The organism is Pseudomonas sp. PMCC200344 (assembly GCF_030053095.1).
GTDB lineage: Bacteria > Pseudomonadota > Gammaproteobacteria > Pseudomonadales > Pseudomonadaceae > Aquipseudomonas > Aquipseudomonas svalbardensis.
Genome location: NZ_CP125618.1, coordinates 2,919,202 through 2,936,079, shown reverse-complemented (window position 1 = coordinate 2,936,079; position 16,878 = coordinate 2,919,202). Strand labels below are relative to the sequence as shown.

Annotated in this window: 13 protein-coding genes and 2 pseudogenes; 6 read left to right on the top strand and 9 right to left on the bottom strand. The window is 60.6% G+C overall.

Features of this window, described 5'->3' with window-relative positions; all coding sequences use genetic code 11:
* The first annotated feature begins 1 nt into the window (after position 1).
* The 4 genes from QFW87_RS13310 to QFW87_RS13295 are packed head-to-tail and all read left to right on the top strand — an operon-like array spanning position 2 to position 3,894.
* Positions 2–763, top strand: coding sequence for an SDR family NAD(P)-dependent oxidoreductase (locus tag QFW87_RS13310; RefSeq protein WP_283190728.1), 762 nt, complete (start codon positions 2–4; stop codon positions 761–763).
* A 12-nt stretch (positions 764–775) separates the two neighbouring features.
* Positions 776–1,969, top strand: coding sequence for an acetyl-CoA C-acyltransferase (locus QFW87_RS13305; RefSeq protein WP_283180254.1), 1,194 nt, complete (start codon positions 776–778; stop codon positions 1,967–1,969).
* Positions 1,970–1,978: 9 nt separating this feature from the next.
* On the top strand, positions 1,979–3,106 hold the full coding sequence (locus QFW87_RS13300) for an acyl-CoA dehydrogenase (RefSeq protein ID WP_283190727.1): 1,128 nt from the start codon (positions 1,979–1,981) through the stop codon (positions 3,104–3,106).
* A gap of 14 nt (positions 3,107–3,120) precedes the next feature.
* On the top strand, positions 3,121–3,894 hold the full coding sequence (locus QFW87_RS13295; protein ID WP_052966350.1) for an enoyl-CoA hydratase: 774 nt from the start codon (positions 3,121–3,123) through the stop codon (positions 3,892–3,894).
* 419 nt (positions 3,895–4,313) lie between these two features.
* On the opposite strand, the gene QFW87_RS13290 is transcribed toward QFW87_RS13295, so the two are convergent.
* Positions 4,314–6,647 (bottom strand): beta-propeller fold lactonase family protein, encoded by a 2,334-nt coding sequence (locus tag QFW87_RS13290; RefSeq protein WP_283190726.1) that lies wholly within the window; start codon positions 6,645–6,647, stop codon positions 4,314–4,316.
* Between the two features lie 119 nt (positions 6,648–6,766).
* Between QFW87_RS13290 and QFW87_RS13285 the strand changes: the two are divergent.
* Positions 6,767–6,979 (top strand): annotated as a pseudogene (locus QFW87_RS13285) (aldo/keto reductase); the annotation flags it as partial.
* A 55-nt stretch (positions 6,980–7,034) separates the two neighbouring features.
* Here QFW87_RS13285 and QFW87_RS13280 read toward each other — a convergent pair.
* The 5 genes and pseudogenes from QFW87_RS13280 to QFW87_RS13260 all read right to left on the bottom strand — a co-directional run bounded on the left by QFW87_RS13280 (position 7,035) and on the right by QFW87_RS13260 (position 11,947).
* Complete coding sequence (locus tag QFW87_RS13280) at positions 7,035–8,186, bottom strand: acyl-CoA dehydrogenase family protein (RefSeq protein ID WP_283180253.1); 1,152 nt, start codon at positions 8,184–8,186, stop codon at positions 7,035–7,037.
* A 3-nt stretch (positions 8,187–8,189) separates the two neighbouring features.
* Positions 8,190–9,296: an enoyl-CoA hydratase/isomerase family protein gene (locus QFW87_RS13275; protein WP_283180252.1), complete on the bottom strand. Its 1,107-nt coding sequence runs from the start codon at positions 9,294–9,296 to the stop codon at positions 8,190–8,192.
* 145 nt (positions 9,297–9,441) lie between these two features.
* Positions 9,442–10,149 (bottom strand): HPP family protein, encoded by a 708-nt coding sequence (locus QFW87_RS13270; protein WP_283190725.1) that lies wholly within the window; start codon positions 10,147–10,149, stop codon positions 9,442–9,444.
* A gap of 158 nt (positions 10,150–10,307) precedes the next feature.
* Positions 10,308–10,524 (bottom strand): annotated as a pseudogene (locus QFW87_RS13265) (MFS transporter); the annotation flags it as partial.
* 43 nt (positions 10,525–10,567) lie between these two features.
* Complete coding sequence (locus QFW87_RS13260; RefSeq protein WP_283190724.1) at positions 10,568–11,947, bottom strand: UDP-glucose/GDP-mannose dehydrogenase family protein; 1,380 nt, start codon at positions 11,945–11,947, stop codon at positions 10,568–10,570.
* A 373-nt stretch (positions 11,948–12,320) separates the two neighbouring features.
* Between QFW87_RS13260 and QFW87_RS13255 the strand changes: the two genes are divergently transcribed.
* The gene (locus QFW87_RS13255; protein WP_283184573.1) at positions 12,321–13,166 is read left to right on the top strand and encodes a tyrosine-type recombinase/integrase; all 846 of its coding nucleotides are present in this window, start codon (positions 12,321–12,323) and stop codon (positions 13,164–13,166) included.
* Positions 13,167–13,176: 10 nt separating this feature from the next.
* Here QFW87_RS13255 and QFW87_RS13250 read toward each other — a convergent pair whose 3' ends face one another.
* From QFW87_RS13250 to QFW87_RS13240, 3 genes are read right to left on the bottom strand one after another with little or no spacing between them, the layout of a single operon-like run.
* Positions 13,177–14,247 carry an ABC transporter ATP-binding protein gene (locus QFW87_RS13250; RefSeq protein WP_283180249.1) on the bottom strand — a complete coding sequence of 357 codons (1,071 nt, stop codon included), beginning with the start codon at positions 14,245–14,247 and terminating at the stop codon, positions 13,177–13,179.
* Positions 14,244–15,842 (bottom strand): iron ABC transporter permease, encoded by a 1,599-nt coding sequence (locus tag QFW87_RS13245; RefSeq protein WP_283190723.1) that lies wholly within the window; start codon positions 15,840–15,842, stop codon positions 14,244–14,246. Before QFW87_RS13245 ends, QFW87_RS13250 begins: the two co-directional genes overlap by 4 nt.
* Before the next feature lie 3 nt (positions 15,843–15,845).
* The gene (locus QFW87_RS13240; protein WP_283190722.1) at positions 15,846–16,859 is read right to left on the bottom strand and encodes an iron ABC transporter substrate-binding protein; all 1,014 of its coding nucleotides are present in this window, start codon (positions 16,857–16,859) and stop codon (positions 15,846–15,848) included.
* Positions 16,860–16,878: the final 19 nt, after the last annotated feature.

Here is a 16,878-nt window from a genome sequence, read left to right as displayed (position 1 = left end):
GATGCAGATCGAAAACAAGGTTTTTCTCGTCACCGGCGGTGCGTCCGGCCTCGGTGCGGCCACAGCTGAAATGCTGGTCGCGGCCGGCGCCAAAGTGATGCTGGTGGACATGAATGCCGAGGCCGTTGCGGCCCAGGCTGAACGTCTCGGCGCGCAAAGTGTGGTGGCGGATATCAGCAACGAAACCGCGGCGGAAGCCGCTGTGCAGGCGACGGTCAAAGCCTTCGGTGGCCTGAATGGTCTGGTCAACTGCGCCGGTATCGTGCGCGGTGAGAAGATCCTCGGCAAGAACGGCCCACACGTGTTGGCCAATTTCAGCCAGGTGATCAACGTCAACCTGATCGGCAGTTTCAACATGTTGCGCCTGGCCGCTGCGGCGATTGCCGAAACCGAAGCAGATGCTGACGGCGAGCGCGGCGTGATCATCAACACCGCCTCGGCTGCAGCCTATGACGGCCAGATCGGCCAGGCCGCGTATGCCGCCTCCAAAGGCGCGATCGTCAGCCTGACCTTGCCCGCCGCCCGTGAACTGGCGCGCTTCGGCATTCGGGTGATGACCATCGCCCCGGGCATTTTCGAAACGCCGATGATGGCCGGCATGACCCCGGAAGTCCGCGCGTCCCTGGCGGCTGGCGTGCCGTTTCCGCCGCGTCTTGGCAAACCAGGCGAGTATGCCGGGCTGGTCAGGCATATCATTGAAAACAGCATGCTCAATGGCGAGGTGATCCGTCTCGACGGCGCCTTGCGCATGGCCGCCAAGTAAGGAGGATTTGTCATGACTATTTCCAACGATCCCATTGTTATTGTCAGCGCCGTCCGCACCCCGATGGGTGGTTTCCAGGGCGAACTGAAAAGCCTGACTGCACCGCAACTCGGTGCTGCCGCAATTCGCGCCGCCGTTGAACGCGCCGGTGTGGCACCAGACTCGGTTGAAGAAGTGCTGTTCGGTTGCGTCCTGTCCGCCGGCCTCGGCCAAGCCCCTGCACGTCAAGCCGCATTGGGCGCAGGGCTGGATAAATCGACTCGCTGCACCACCCTGAACAAGATGTGCGGTTCGGGTATGGAAGCGGCCATTCTGGCCCACGACATGCTGGTGGCCGGCAGCGCCGACGTGGTTGTCGCCGGCGGTATGGAAAGCATGTCCAACGCGCCGTATCTGCTGGACCGCGCCCGCAGCGGTTACCGCATGGGCCACGGTCGCGTGCTTGACCACATGTTCCTTGACGGTCTGGAAGATGCCTACGACAAGGGCCGCCTGATGGGCACTTACGCCGAGGATTGCGCTGAAACCAACGGTTTCACCCGTGAAGCTCAGGACGCGTTTGCCATTGCCTCGACCACCCGCGCGCAGCAGGCGATCAAGGACGGCAGCTTCAAACACGAGATCGTGCCGCTCACCGTGACCGTCGGTAAAGAGCAGGTGCTGATCAGCAACGACGAACAGCCACCGAAAGCCAAACTGGACAAGATCGCTTCCTTGAAACCGGCGTTCCGTGACGGCGGCACGGTGACGGCGGCGAACTCCAGCTCGATCTCCGATGGCGCTGCGGCATTGGTGTTGATGCGCCGTTCCGAAGCTGAAAAGCGCGGCCTGAAACCGCTGGCAGTGATTCACGGCCACGCTGCGTTTGCCGACACCCCGGGCCTGTTCCCGGTGGCACCGGTGGGCGCTATCGAGAAGCTGATGAAGAAAACCGGCTGGTCGCTGGACGAAGTCGATCTGGTCGAAGTCAACGAAGCCTTCGCCGTTGTCAGTCTGGTGACCATGACCAAACTGGAAATCCCCCACGAGAAGATCAACGTTCACGGCGGCGCTTGCGCTCTCGGCCACCCGATCGGTGCGTCTGGCGCGCGGATCCTCGTGACCTTGCTCTCGGCCCTGCGCCAGAAAGGCCTGAAACGCGGCGTTGCAGCGATCTGCATCGGCGGCGGCGAAGCCACGGCCATGGCCGTTGAATGCCTGTACTAAGGAATCACTATGCTCCCGACTGACGAACAACTTCAGATCAGCGACGCGGCCCGGCAGTTTGCCCAGGAACGGCTGAAACCGTTCGCCGCCGAGTGGGACCGCGAGCATCGCTTCCCCAAGGAAGCCATCGGCGAGATGGCGGAACTGGGCTTCTTCGGCATGTTGGTGCCGGAAGAGTGGGGCGGTTGCGACACCGGTTACCTGGCCTACGCCATGGCCCTGGAAGAAATCGCTGCCGGCGACGGCGCCTGCTCGACCATCATGAGCGTGCACAACTCGGTGGGTTGCGTGCCGATTCTCAAGTACGGCAACGACGACCAGAAAGAGCGCTTCCTCAAACCTTTGGCCAGCGGTTCGATGCTCGGGGCTTTTGCCCTGACCGAACCGCAGGCCGGCTCCGACGCCAGCGGCTTGAAAACCCGTGCTCGTCTGGAAGGCGATCATTACGTGTTGAACGGCTGCAAGCAGTTCATCACCTCCGGGCAGAACGCCGGAGTGGTGATCGTGTTCGCCGTGACTGATCCGATTGCCGGCAAGCGTGGCATCACGGCGCTGATCGTGCCCACCGATTCGCCGGGCTACAAAGTCGCACGGGTCGAAGACAAACTCGGCCAGCACGCGTCCGACACCTGCCAGATCCTGTTCGAAGACGTGAAGGTGCCAGTCGCCAACCGCTTGGGCGAGGAGGGCGAAGGTTATCGAATCGCCCTGGCCAACCTCGAAGGCGGCCGTGTCGGCATCGCTTCGCAATCGGTGGGCATGGCCCGCGCTGCGTTCGAAGCGGCCCGCGACTATGCCCGCGAGCGTGAAAGCTTCGGCAAACCGATCATCGAGCATCAAGCGGTCGCGTTCCGCCTGGCGGACATGGCAACCCAAATCGCTGTGGCTCGGCAGATGGTGCATTACGCGGCGGCGCTGCGTGACAGCGGCAAACCGGCCTTGGTCGAAGCGTCCATGGCCAAGCTGTTCGCCTCGGAAATGGCCGAGAAGGTGTGCTCCGCGGCCTTGCAAACCCTCGGCGGTTACGGTTACTTGAACGATTTCCCGCTGGAGCGGATCTACCGCGACGTGCGGGTCTGCCAGATCTACGAAGGCACCAGCGATATTCAGCGCATGGTCATTTCGCGCAATCTTTGAGAAGGAAGCTACGTGTGAACTACGAAACGATTTTGTTGGAAACCCATGGTCGCGTCGGCCTGATTACCCTGAACCGTCCGCAAGCGCTGAATGCGTTGAACGCGCAGATCGTCAGCGAGCTGAACCACGCCCTCGACGGCCTGGAAGCCGATTCGAACATTGGCTGCATCGTGTTGACCGGCTCGAAAAAAGCCTTCGCGGCTGGCGCCGACATCAAGGAAATGGCCGAGCTGACCTACCCGCAGATCTACCTTGACGACCTGTTCAGCGACAGCGATCGCGTGGCTAACCGCCGCAAGCCGATCATTGCCGCCGTCAACGGTTTCGCCTTGGGCGGTGGTTGTGAACTGGCGCTGATGTGCGACTTCATCCTGGCCGGCGACAACGCCAAGTTTGGTCAACCGGAAATCAACCTCGGCGTCCTGCCAGGCATGGGCGGCACTCAGCGCCTGACCCGCGCGGTGGGCAAGGCCAAGGCCATGGAGATGTGCCTCAGCGGTCGCTTGATCGATGCGGTGGAAGCGGAGCGTTGCGGGATTGTGGCGCGGATTGTTCCGGCAGATGAGTTGCTGGAAGAAGCGTTGAAAGTCGCGGCGCTGATTGCCAAGAAGTCGTTGCCGATTGCAATGATGATCAAGGAAAGCGTCAACCGCGCGTTTGAAGTGAGCCTGTCGGAAGGTGTGCGCTTTGAGCGCCGGGTGTTCCATGCGGCGTTTGCGACGCAGGATCAGAAGGAAGGGATGGCGGCGTTTATTGCCAAGCGTGAAGCCGAGTTCGTCGGAAAGTAATTCGGCGTATTCGATGACGCCATCGCGAGCAAGCTCGGCTCCCACAGGATTTCGCATAACCTGTAGGAGCCGAGCTTGCTCGCGATGCTTGAGCGTTCCCCCACTCCGCGTGGGAATGATCGGTTGCTGTGGGGAGATATTATCCAACGCCCGAGTCACTGCCAGCTCCCCCGGCATCGGATAAATAAATGCGTCCCCTTTTCTACTCCTTTTCTACTCTTTTCTACTCGGCTTGCACCGTCAATCCCAGACGACCAAGCTTTGCCTGGCGCACATAAATGCATCCCCTTTTCCGATGAGGAAACGGGTTCGGCGGGTTCAACCGATCGGGATTGGCGAGGGAAACACCCTGCAGTTCAGAACTGCAGGGTAAGTGGACATTTAGCCTTGACTCGAGACCGGCTAATGGGTGTCCCTGATTAGCCCCCAATCACCGAGACCGTGTGGCTATCATAATTGCTGACATAAATGCGGGTACCGTCCGGGCTGACGGCAACCCACATCGGTTTGTTCCCGACCGGGATGTTCGTCAGGACTAGATCCGTCGCCGTATCAATCACCGAGACCGTGAAGCTACTCTCGTTGCTGACATAAGCGCGGGTACCGTCCGGGCTGACGGCGATCCCTTGCGGATGGGTCCCGACCGGGATGTTCGTCAGGACTCGATTCGTCGCCGTATCAATCACCGAGACCGTGTGGCTATTCCCGATGCAGACATAAGCGCAGGTGCCGTCCGGGCTGACGGCGATCCCTTGCGGATGGGTCCCGACCGGGATGTTCGTCAGGACTCGATTCGTCGCCGTATCAATCACCGAGACCGTGTTGCTATTCCAGTTGCTGACATAAGTGCGGGTACCGTCCGGGCTGACGGCAACCCCCCTCGGATAGGTCCCGACCGGGATGTTCGTGACTCGTTCCGTCGCCGTATCAATCACCGAGACCGTGTTGCTAACATAGTTGCAGACATAAACACGAGTACCGTCCGGGCTGACGGCAACCCCCGTCGGATGGTTCCCGACCGGGATGGTCGTCAGGACTCGTTCCGTCGCCGTATCAATCACCGATACCGTGAAGCTACCCTCGTTGCTGACATAAGCGCGGGTACCGTCCGGGCTGACGGCGATCCCGGCCGGACTGGTCCCGACCGAGATGTTCGTCAGGACTCGATTCGTCGCCGTATCAATCACCGAGACCGAGTGGCTAGTCTGGTTGCAGACATAAGTACGGGTACCGTCCGGGCTGACGGCGATCCCGATCGGATTGTTCCCGACCGGGATGCTACCGACCGGCCCCAGCCCCGTAACGGTTACGGTTGCGTTGGCGACCTGAGCACCACTGGTGGCGCTCAGACTGTAAGAGCCGGGGATAAGAGCGCCTTTGACGCGGCTGACGCTGAGCCTGCCGACATCGTCGGTGATGAAGTCGCGCTGGCCGCTGCCGCCATCGGCGTACATGAAGTTGGCCGGGAGAGTCAGACTGAGCTTGCCCCCGGGGATGGGGGTGTTATTGCTGGTGCTGAGGAGCAACTCAACGTTCTTCAGCCGGCCAGCCGGGGCGATGGTGTAGGGCTCATTGGTGAAGGTCAGCACGTCATTCTGTCCTGCGCCCGTCACCTGCGCCGTAGTCGTTTTGGACGTGGCAATGACCGCGCCATTTCTGACCTGCTCATAGAAAGCCCTCACCACGCTGTCGGCAATGACCTTGGCATTGGGCACCATCAATTTATAGGTGAACGGGATTCGCGAAACGGTGGCTTCAACGGAATGCGGCACCGCCGGGCCGCCAGGCGGCGTTGACGTGTATTTCACGCGAATGATGTCATTGGGTTGCCACAGCGGTGCAAAGGCATGCACCAACACGGTCAGATCCTTGCTACCGAGTTTGCTGAGGTCGATGGTTTTCGGGTCATCGCTGGGGTCATCCGGGTCTTCGGCCAGGTCGGGGGCCACTAGCCGATTGCTCTTGAGAGATACATCCACCAACAACGAAACCGACCACGGCGAATCCGTATCAGGTCCGTTTCCCACCTGGTCGGTCACGGTGTACGAAAACACGAACCGGGGATGATCACCGGCGCGTTCGAAAACGGCTTTGTCGACGGTGACGCAAATCCTTGTCGGCTCGGCGGAAGGAGTAGCCGGTGCTTCGGCAGGCGTGACGTCGCGGTAGACGTCCTGGCCGTTGCAGTTCAACCAGATTCTGTCGTAGGCCCGGCAGTAAGGGTAAGAGAAACACACCTGCACACCCTGCGCCGCGCGGTCGGCGTCAATGCCGTTTTCGAGTACGTCCTGGGGCAGAATCAGTTCCAGCTCAGAGTGGCCATCGTCGCCATGAATGCGGTCTTCGATACCGGGGCGGATGGCGTTGTACAAGATCTCCAGCGGTGGCGTGGAGGTGCCCATGTTCTGACTGCCACGGGTCACCGTATAGGTGAGACGGTTGACGAACTCGGGCCTCAGCAGATTTTTGGGAATGTACAGGAAGACAGAATCATCCGTGGAGGCTGTCTGCGTACTGGCGATGTTTGGTTGGCCGTTCAGGTTCAGCGCAACGGTATCGTTCGGTGCCTGCCCCTGGTACGCATCCACCTTGACCCTGGCGCCCATGGGGGACAGGTCATAAATCCGTATAGAGACACCGCAATGTCCCCCCACCACTGGCTTGGTGCTGCCAAGTACATCCGGCGCATACAGAACCAGAACGGTGTTATCGGACGAAGTCTCAGCCAGTGTGTCGGGGGATTCGGTGGTCATGAAAACGCTCCTTCGTGGAACGACCGGGAGGGTCCGGCGGTTGGAGCTATCACACAGGGGTCAGGGTCGGACTGGCTACTGTCAAATCTGACAGTGGCGACGAGTGGTTGCCCCGACCTTCATTCGTGCTTAACAACAGCGCCGTCACCTCGGCCATCGTAGGGCCGCGCACTGAAGAACAATGGGATGCCTACACGAAGGCTCAAGCGGTGAAGATTACGGCTGAGGATGAAGCGTTCATTGATTCGCTGGTTGTGCCTGGGCATGCGTCGACGCAGGGGTTTAATGATGTGAGCCACTTTGTGTCGGGACGTAAACCCCGTCTGGCTTGAGATTGATCGCTTGATCGTTCCCACGCGTGGGAACGATCAGCTCTGCGGCGATCCTCTAGACCAGGTAGTGCTTCAACTCGCGAGCAATCACCATCCGCTGTATCTCGCTCGACCCTTCATAAATCTGCGTTATCCGCGCATCCCGGTAATAACGCTCCACCGGGTAATCCTCCAGATACCCATACCCGCCATGAATCTGCATCGCCGACGAACACACTTTCTCGGCCATCTCGGATGCAAACAGCTTGGCCTGTGAAGCCTCCGACAGACACGGCTTGCCGGCACTGCGCAAGCGCGCAGCATGCAAGATCAGCAGTCGTGCCGCGTTCAACCGGGTGTGCATGTCGGCCAGCATGTTGGCGATGCTCTGGTGCTCGATGATCGGTTTGTTGAACTGCACCCGATCCCGCGAGTAGGCCAGCGCCGCTTCAAATGCGGCGCGGGCAATGCCCAACGCCTGCGCCGCGATGCCGATGCGGCCGCCTTCGAGGTTCGACAGGGCAATCGCCAGCCCTTTGCCGCGCTCACCCAGCAGGTTGGCTTCGGGAATCGTGCAGTGGCTCAGGGTCACCGCGCAGGTATCGGAAGCACGGATGCCCATCTTGTGTTCGGTGCGATCAACGATGAAACCCGCGGTATCGGTCGGCACCAGGAACGCCGAGATGCCGCGCTTGCCCAAGTCTGGATCGGTCACCGCGAACACGATGGCCAGTTTCGCCCGTTTGCCGTTGCTGACGAATTGCTTGGCGCCGTTGATCACCCATTGGCCGTCGCGTAGTTCGGCGCGGGTGCGCAGGTTGTGGGCTTCGGAACCGGCCTGGGGTTCGGTCAGGCAGAAGCAGCCGATGGCCTGACCGCTGGCCAGATCCGGCAGCCAGGTCTGTTTCTGTTCTTCAGTGCCGTAGTTGAGGACCGGACCGCAGCCCACGGAGTTGTGAATGCTCATCAGCGCGCCAGTGGCGCCGTCGCCGGCCGAAATCTCTTCCACGGCCAAGGCGTAGGCGACGTAGTCGACATAGGTGCCGCCCCATTCCTCGGGCACCACCATGCCCAGCAGACCCAGCTCACCCATCTTCGCCACCAGACCGTCGTCGATCCAGCCGGCCTTTTCCCAGGCTTGTGCGTGGGGCGCGATTTCGCCGCGGGCAAAGTCCCGGGCCATGTCGCGGATCATGACTTGCTCTTCGCTCAATTCGATATCGTGCATGGCTCAGCTCCCGCTTTGGTCAAAACCCGTGAAGAAACTCGCGACGTGCTCGGCGTCCAGCGCCTGCAAGGTCGGCGGATTCCAGCGCGGTTTCTTGTCCTTGTCGATCAGCAAGGCGCGCACGCCTTCGATCAGGTCGCCGCGCTCGAACCACTGACGGTCCAGGTGCAGCTCAAGGGCGAAGCAGTCTTCCAGACTCAAGTGCCGGCCGCGACGGAGCATTTCCAGGGTCACACCCATGGCCAGCGGTGAACGGCTTTCCAGCAGGTCGGCGGTGGTCGTGGCCCACTCGTGGCTGTCGGCGACCGTTACTTCACGCAGTTGCTCAACAATACTCGGCACATCGGGCTGGGCGAAGAAGTGATCGATGGCCGGGCGCAACGCGCTCAGTGGCGCGTCGGGTAGTTGTTGCACGGCGAGTTTCGCCAGCAGACCTTGCAGGTCCTTCAACGGTGTTTCGTGCCATTCGAGCTGATCGAGTTGCTCGTCCAGAGTGCCCAACTTATCGCTTTCCAGGTACCAGTCGGCCAGGCCGCAATAGAGCGCATCGGCCGCACGGATCTGCACGCCGCTGACGCCGAGGTAAATCCCCAGTTCACCGGGAACGCGTGGCAGGAAATGGCTGCCACCGACATCCGGGAAGTAACCGATCGCCACTTCCGGCATCGCCAGACGACTTTTCTCGGTGACCACCCGCAAGTCGGCGCCTTGTACCAGGCCCATGCCGCCGCCCAGGACAAAACCGTCCATCAAAGCGAGTACAGGTTTGCGGTAATGGTGAATCGCGAGGTCGAGGGCGTATTCCTCGACGAAGAAATCTTCGTGCAGCGTGTCGCCGTTCTTGAAGCTGTCGTACAGCGAGCGAATGTCGCCGCCGGCACAGAAAGCCTTCTCGCCAGCACCGCGCAATACAACTGCGTGTACGTGCGGATCCAGTGCCCAGGCGTCGAGCTGACGCTGCAGGTTGCGCACCATGTCCAGGGTGATGGCGTTGAGTCCGGCGGGGCGATTGAGGGTCAGGTGGCCGATGTGGTTGCGAACCTCGGCCAGCACTTCGTTTTGCATGGCATCCATGGACGAAGTCCCCGGAGAAGAAACCTGAGCAGTCATCACTAACTCCCTGCTTTTATTGTTCTTTATAGAGAAGCTCGCGCGCGAGCGATGCTGGATCGTACCAGTGCAAATTTGTGATGTACAACCGGCATATGTGCAGGGTTAGTTTGCGTTTTTGCCTTAAAGCAAGATCTTTTGATCTTCAAGCCTTATTGGAAAATACAGTGCCAATGCTGCGCCGCTTGGCATGCAACTCACTGGCATGGATCAACTGTTCGAGGTCTTCGGGGGTGACGTCGAAGAAGGCTTCCATGTCCGCCAGGGCCAGTTTCAGGTCCTGGGCGGTGATTGCCTGGCTGTCGGTGGGCGGGTGATCGGCGGGCACCATGGACACCGGTTCGCTGGCGCGTTTTGGGTAACGAATGCGCGTCAGGTTGTTGTAGGCCAGGGCGCTGAGCAGCATGGCCGATGCGCCAAGCAACACTGGGCCGAGCGCTTTCCAGTCCAGGGCAATGGTCGCCGGGTCTGCCAACACCAACAGGAGCGCCAAGGCCCCGGCCGGTGGGTGCAGGCAACGCAGCCAGCACATCAGAATCAGCGCCATGCCGGCCGCCAGGCAAGCGCTGCCGAGGGTTCGTCCGAGCACGTGAGCGACCAGCAGCGAAACCACCCCGGCGCTGAGGTAGCCGCCAAGAATCGACCAGGGCTGGGCGAGGGCGCCGGAGGACACTGCGAACAGCAACACGGCCGATGCACCCAGCGGACCGATCAGGTGCTGCGCTACTTGCATGCCGAATACCTGGCTGCAGAGCCAGACGCTGAACATCGTGCCCAGAGACATGCCGATGGCGGCCCGGCTCCATTCGGAGGGGCGGGTGTTGATGGCGGCGGGAAACCAGCGAGCAAACATGAGGCAGACGATCCGTTGAAAAAATCGAGGCAAAAAAAAGGCTTAGCTGGGATACCCAGAAAGCCCTTGAAGTTGTTCCAACTATTGGGGGAGGAACGGGCACAGTGTGCCGTTCATTCCTGATGCTGACAAATTCATATTAATGCAGTTTTAGTGCATTAATTTTGCTGTAAGGCCACCCGACGGCCGCTCGTGAAACACAGGAAACCACCTATGGCGGTCAGCGCGCTCAGGGCACCGGCGCCAGGGTGTCGACGAAGAGGAATTCGGCGGGTAATTAATTATTTCAACGAGGGTGAAGATGAACATTGCCACGCACCACGACACCAGGCTGTCGGCCAGGCTGAAACCAAGCAACTAAGCAACGCCGACAGCCCTGGCCCCAGGGACTGTCGGCTGATCTCGGCTAACGTCGCAATCAAGCGACGACCGAAGCGGCCGGCCACTGCTGGTGCGGAATCGGCAGATTGCGCGATTCACCGCGGCCCATCGGGAAGTACATGAAACCGGCGCGGGCCAGTCGATCGGCGTCGTACAGGTTGCGTCCGTCGAAGATCACCGGCGCGTTGAGCCGCTGCTGGATCAGGCTGAAATCCGGGGCCTTGAACTGCTGCCATTCCGTGCAGATGATCAACGCGTCAGCACCGGACAATACCGATTCCGGTGTGCCCATCAGCATCAACCTCGATTCATCGGGATACAGCTGCTGGGTTTCCTGCATGGCTTCCGGGTCGAACGCGCGGACGTTGGCCCCGGCGGCCCACAGCGATTCCAGCAACACCCGGCTCGGTGCGTCGCGCATGTCGTCGGTGTTCGGCTTGAATGCCAGCCCCCACACGGCAAAGGTCCTGCCGCGCAAATCGCCCTTGTAGAACGCGTTGATGCGCTCGAACAACTTGTGCTTCTGACGCTGGTTGATCGCTTCCACCGCTTGCAGCAAATCGCTGGAGCAATGCGCCTCTTCGGCGCTGTGGATCAGCGCGCGCATGTCCTTGGGAAAGCACGAGCCGCCATAACCGCAGCCGGGGTAGATGAAGTGGTAGCCAATGCGCGAATCGGCGCCGATGCCCAGGCGCACCGATTCGATGTCGGCGCCCAGGTGTTCGGCCAGTTCGGCGATCTGGTTGATGAAGCTGATCTTGGTCGCCAGCATGCAGTTGGCGGCGTACTTGGTCAGCTCGGCGCTGCGCAGGTCCATGAACATGATCCGGTCATGATTGCGGTTGAAGGGCGCGTAGAGGTCGCGCATCACGTCACGCACCTCATCGCGTTCGCAGCCGATGACGATCCGGTCCGGGCGCCGGCAATCGGCCACGGCCGAGCCTTCTTTCAAAAACTCCGGGTTGGAGACGATATCAAATTTCAGCAAGCGGCCGACCTTGATCAGGCACTTGTCGATATGCGCGCGCAAGGTGTCACCCGTGCCCACCGGCACCGTGGACTTCTCCACCAGAATCACCGGTTGTTCACGATGACGCGCCACGGCTTCGCCCACTGACAGCACATAACGCAGGTCCGCCGAACCATCGTCCCGGGATGGCGTACCGACGGCGATAAACAACACCTGGCCGTGCTGCACCGCAAGTTTTTCGTCGGTGGTGAACTGCAGCCGTTTGGCTTCCAGGCTTTCGCGTACCAGGCTGGCCAGCCCCGGTTCGAAAATACTCACGTGGCCTTGTTGCAGCAGCTCGACTTTCTTCTCGTCAATGTCCATGCAAATCACGTCGTGGCCGACTTCAGCCAGGACGGCCGCTTGCACCAGGCCAACGTAACCGCTACCAAATACACTGATTTTCATGGGGCACTCCTGAGTGCGGATCGACTTGCTGACGTGCGCCATCAGAATAGGCAAGGCCATATTTCAATTCGCCTATCGTGTTGTATAACGTCACGTCCGGGCGCTTCATACGCCAGGCCCAACACCTCTGTTTATTCTGAAAGTCATACAGCCACTGTTCTGACTTCTGCCGCTCATCGAGTTTTTTAGTAGAAAGTCTTACAGAAGTGTTCCGCTTTATAGGAAGGATGTTTCAATCCTTAGTTGTTTAATGAACTGTTTCTACTCAAGGCCGTTTCGTTTGATTGACTTACCCGCTACCGACTCAACCCCTTCAAAGACCAACCCGCTGACCCTGTACCTGGCACGTCTGGCGCCCTCCAGCCAACTGACCATGCGTTATGTGTTGCAGGACGCCGCTGACCGGTTGGGCTTTGAAGACATGAACGTCGAGGAGATTCCCTGGCACAACCTGCAACCGGAAGATGTCATCGCGCTGGTGGCCACCTTGCGCACCGACGGCTACGCGCCGAACACCTCTTCGCTGTACGTCAATGCGGTGCGCGGGGTGATGAACGAGGCGTGGCGCATGAGCCTGATCAGTCAGGAACACTTGCTGAAAATGCGCTCGGTCAAGGGGATTGCCGGCACGCGATTGTCCCAGGGGCGCAACCTCAGGCGCACGCTGATCCAGGAATTGATGGCGGTCTGCGCCGCCGATCCACGGCCACAAGGGTTGAGGGATGCGGCGATCATCGGGATTTTGTACGGCTCGGGAATGCGCAAATCGGAATCGGTGAACCTGGACCTGAACCAGGTCGATTTCGCCGAGCGCAGCCTTCGTGTGACCGCCAAGGGCAACAAGCAATTGATCAAGTACGCACCGGCCTGGGCGTTCGCCAAACTCAATGACTGGTTGGAACTGCGGCGCTCGCTACTGAAAGAGGGCGAAACGGACGATCCGTTCCTGTTCAACCGCATCCGCCGCGGCAATCACATCACCCGCGAGCGCATCACCAAACATGCGATCTATTACATCGCCCGACAGCGGGGCGCGCAGGTCGGGGTGAAAATCATGCCGCATGATTTTCGACGTTCGTTCATTACCCGAGTGATTGAGGAATATGACTTGTCGATCGCCCAGAAACTCGCCCATCACAGCAACATCCAGACCACGGCCAACTACGACGTGCGCGATGACAACGAACGGCGTCGGGCCGTGGACCGGTTCGATCTTTGATGGACGGGGTTCAAGTTTCGCTCAGTACGTGGGCATGGCCGATGGTCGAGACGTGAACCGCACTGCCGGCGGGTGGCGCATACAGGCCCGAACTGCGCACCACTAATGATCGACCCGGCTGTTGCCCGGAAACCAACGACTCCAATTCGACTGTCAACGTGCAGGTATTGCCGCTGAAATCCCGCTCGGTCACGACGGCGCGGCACCCGGCAGCCTTGGTCGGGCTGGGCTGAATGCTGACGAGTTGCAGTTGTTCGGGACGCAGCATGATCTGCGCCGATTTGTTGTTCCGGTGGTTGTTCACCGGTATCCGACCGAGTTCGCAATGGGCCCAGCCGGCTTCGATTCTGGCGGGCAAGACCACGGCATCCCCCAGAAACAGCGCGGTTTGTTCATCCTCGGGGTAGCGGTAAAGATCCAGCGGATGGCCTGACTGCACCAGCCGACCATCGCGCATCACCGCTAGCTGATCGGCAAACGACAACGCTTCACTCTGGTCATGAGTGACCAGAATGGTGGTCACACCGGCGTCGGTCAGTAGCCGAGCGACCATTTTGCGCATGGCGCTTCGAAGTCCGGTGTCGAGGGCCGAAAACGGCTCGTCCAGCAACATCAAGCGCGGTTGTTGCGCCAACGCCCGCGCCAGCGCCACGCGTTGCTGCTGGCCGCCGGAGAGCTCATGGGGCCAACGGTTGGCCATGTTCGCATCCAGCGCCACGCTGTCCATCAACTCTGCGATTCGCTCCTGTTTCGCGCCGCCCTTGGTTGAAAGCCCGAAACCGATGTTGGCGGCCACGGTCATGTGCGGGAATAGCGCGCCGTCCTGGGGAACATAGCCAATCAAACGCTGATGCGCCGGGACTTCGTGTGTGTCGTCGACGAGCGTTTGGCCATTGAGTGATAGTCGGCCCGTGTCCGGGAATTCGAAGCCGGCGATCATCCGCAACAGCGTGGTTTTTCCTGAGCCGGACGGGCCGACGATGACCGTTCGGCTGCCCGTTGGCACCGACAGGTTGACGCTCTCCAGCGCTTGATAGGAGCCGTAGGACTTGGAAATGGAATGGAGTTCTAGAGCGTTCATCGGCCAGCCGTTCGTTTGGATTGGTGATAAAGAAGTCCGGTCAACGGAAGCGACAACAGGATCATCAACAGGGCGTAGGGCGCAGCGGCGGCGTAGTCGATTTCGCTGGTCATGGCCCAGAATCCGGTGGCCAGGGTGCGCGTGCCATTTGGGGCGAGCAACAGGGTGGCGGTCAACTCATTGGTGATCGCCAAAAATACCAGCGCGGCACCTGCGGCAGCGCCGGGCGCGGCCAGGCGCAGGGTGATCAGCCACAGTGCCCGGGCAGGCGAGCGGCCCAGGCTGCGGGCCATGTTTTCCAGCTCTACCGGCGCCTGTGCGATGCCGGCGCGCAAACTCACCAGGGCGCGCGGAAGAAACATCAGCAGGTACGCCAGCAACACCGTGATAGTCGTCTGGTAAATCGGCCGGGCGAAATGAATGGTGACGGTCACCAATGCCAGGGCCACGACGATCCCGGGCAACGAACTGGTGATGTAGTTGCAGCTTTCCAGTACACGTTGCAACCGGCCCGGAGAGCGAATCGACAGCCAGGCAATCGGGATGGCGGCGCAGGTGGTGACGGCGGCACCCGCAACGCCGAGGAGCAGCGTCTGTTCCAGCGCCGGCAGCAGTTCGTCCATCTGCCAGACCTGCGTACCGCCGGCTATCAGCCAGTTACCTAAAGTCACCAGTGGCACGCCCAGCGCCAGCGCACAGGTCGCGATCTGTACGGTCAGGGCGAGGAGTGTAGTTGCGGATTTCAGGCGCACCACCCGCTGCTCGCGAGCGCTTCCCGACCCGACGCGGGCGTAACGCGCCGTGCCGCGAGCGGCCGATTCTGCGGTCAGCATCACCAGGCAACACAGGGCGAGCACGCTGGCCAGCATGTGGGCGGCGGGGCCGTTGAAGGTGGATTTGAACTGATCGAAGATGGCCGTGGTGAAGGTGTCGAAACGGATCATCGCGTACAGGCCATACTCGGCCAGCAGGTGCAGGCCCACCAGCAACGCACCGCCGCAGATGGCCAGGCGCAATTGCGGCAGCACCACGCGGAAAAATATCGCCCAAGGCTTGAGCCCCAGCGATTCGGCAACGTCTTCGATGGCCGGATCGAGCCGGCGCAGCGTCGCAGCAATCGGCAGGTACAGGAACGGGAAGTAGGCGATGACCGACACCAGAACCCCGGCAAACAGCCCGTGAATCGGTGGGACCAGACTGACCCACGCATAGCTGTGAACGAACGCCGGCACCGCCAGCGGCGCGGTCGCCAACAACGACCACCAGCGCCGCCCCGGCAGGTTGGTGCGCTCTGTCAGCCAGGCCAGAGACAGGCCTAACATGACGCACAACGGAATCGTGATCACCACCAGTAAAACGGTGTTGATCAATAGTTCAGCGACCCGCGGCCGGAACACCAGCGGCACAAGGGTCGCCCAGCCTGTCTGAAACGATACGCCGATGACGAAGGCAATCGGCAGCAGCGACAGCAGCGAAACCAGCACCGACAAACCGATCACCCACGCGCCACCACGTCCCGCGAAGAGGCCGCGGGATCGTCGTCGCAAATTCGCGGGTATCGTCTCGACGACACCCGCTGGCAAGGTTTCAGGCATCAATTAGAGCAGTCCCCCCTGAGTCATCAACTCCACGGCTTTTTTACTGTCGAGTTTTGAAGCATCGACTGTCGGCGCGTCGAGTTGCTGCAGAGGCACCAGTTTTGGATTGGATTCAGCGTTCTTGCCCACCGCGTATTCGAACGATTTGCCAGTTTTGAGGATGGCCTGGCCATCTTTGCCGGTAATCCATTTGATGAACGCCTGGGCTTGTTCCTTGTGTTTGCTGGACGCCAGAACGCCGCCACCGGAGACGCTGACAAACGCGCCCGGATCCTTGTGCTTGAAGTAGTGCAGGGCGGTGTTCTTGCTGTTTTCGCCGGTTTTGGCCTGGTCGCCGAAGCTGTAATAGTGGTAGATCACGCCGCTGTCGATCTGCCCCGCGTTGACCGCTTTGAGCACGGCGCTGTTGCCCCGGTAGGCCGTATAGTTGGTTTTCATCCCTTTCAACCACTCCAGGGTGGCGGCTTCACCCTTGAGTTCCAGCACGGCGGCGGCGATGGCCTGGAAGTCGGCACCGGCCGGCGACGCGCCCCAGCGACCTTTCCAGCTCGGGCCGGCGAGGTCCATCAGCGACTTGGGCAGCTCGGCTTCGGGCAGTTTGCTCGGGTTATAGACAAACACCGTGGACCGCGCGGCGATCCCCACCCATTTGCCATGGGCCGGGCGGTAAGCATTGCCGACCTGTTCCAGGGTGGCCGGAGCAACCGGCGCAAACAGCCCCGCGTTGTCGACCAGCACCATGGCCGGGGAGTTTTCGGTCAGGAACACGTCGGCCGGGGAGGCGGCGCCTTCCTGCACGATCTGATTGCCCATCTCGGTGTCGTCACCATTGCGCACCGTGACCTTGATACCGGTTTCCTTGGTAAAGCCCTCGATCCAGGATTTGGTCAGGCTTTCGTGCTGGGCGTTGTAGACCACGATGCCATCGGCATCCGCTGCATACACGTGACCGGCACTCAGCAGTGCGGTGGCCAGCAGTGCTGTTTTCAGGAAAGAAGGGATGTTGGGACTCATGCGTTGGCAGCTCCTGTTT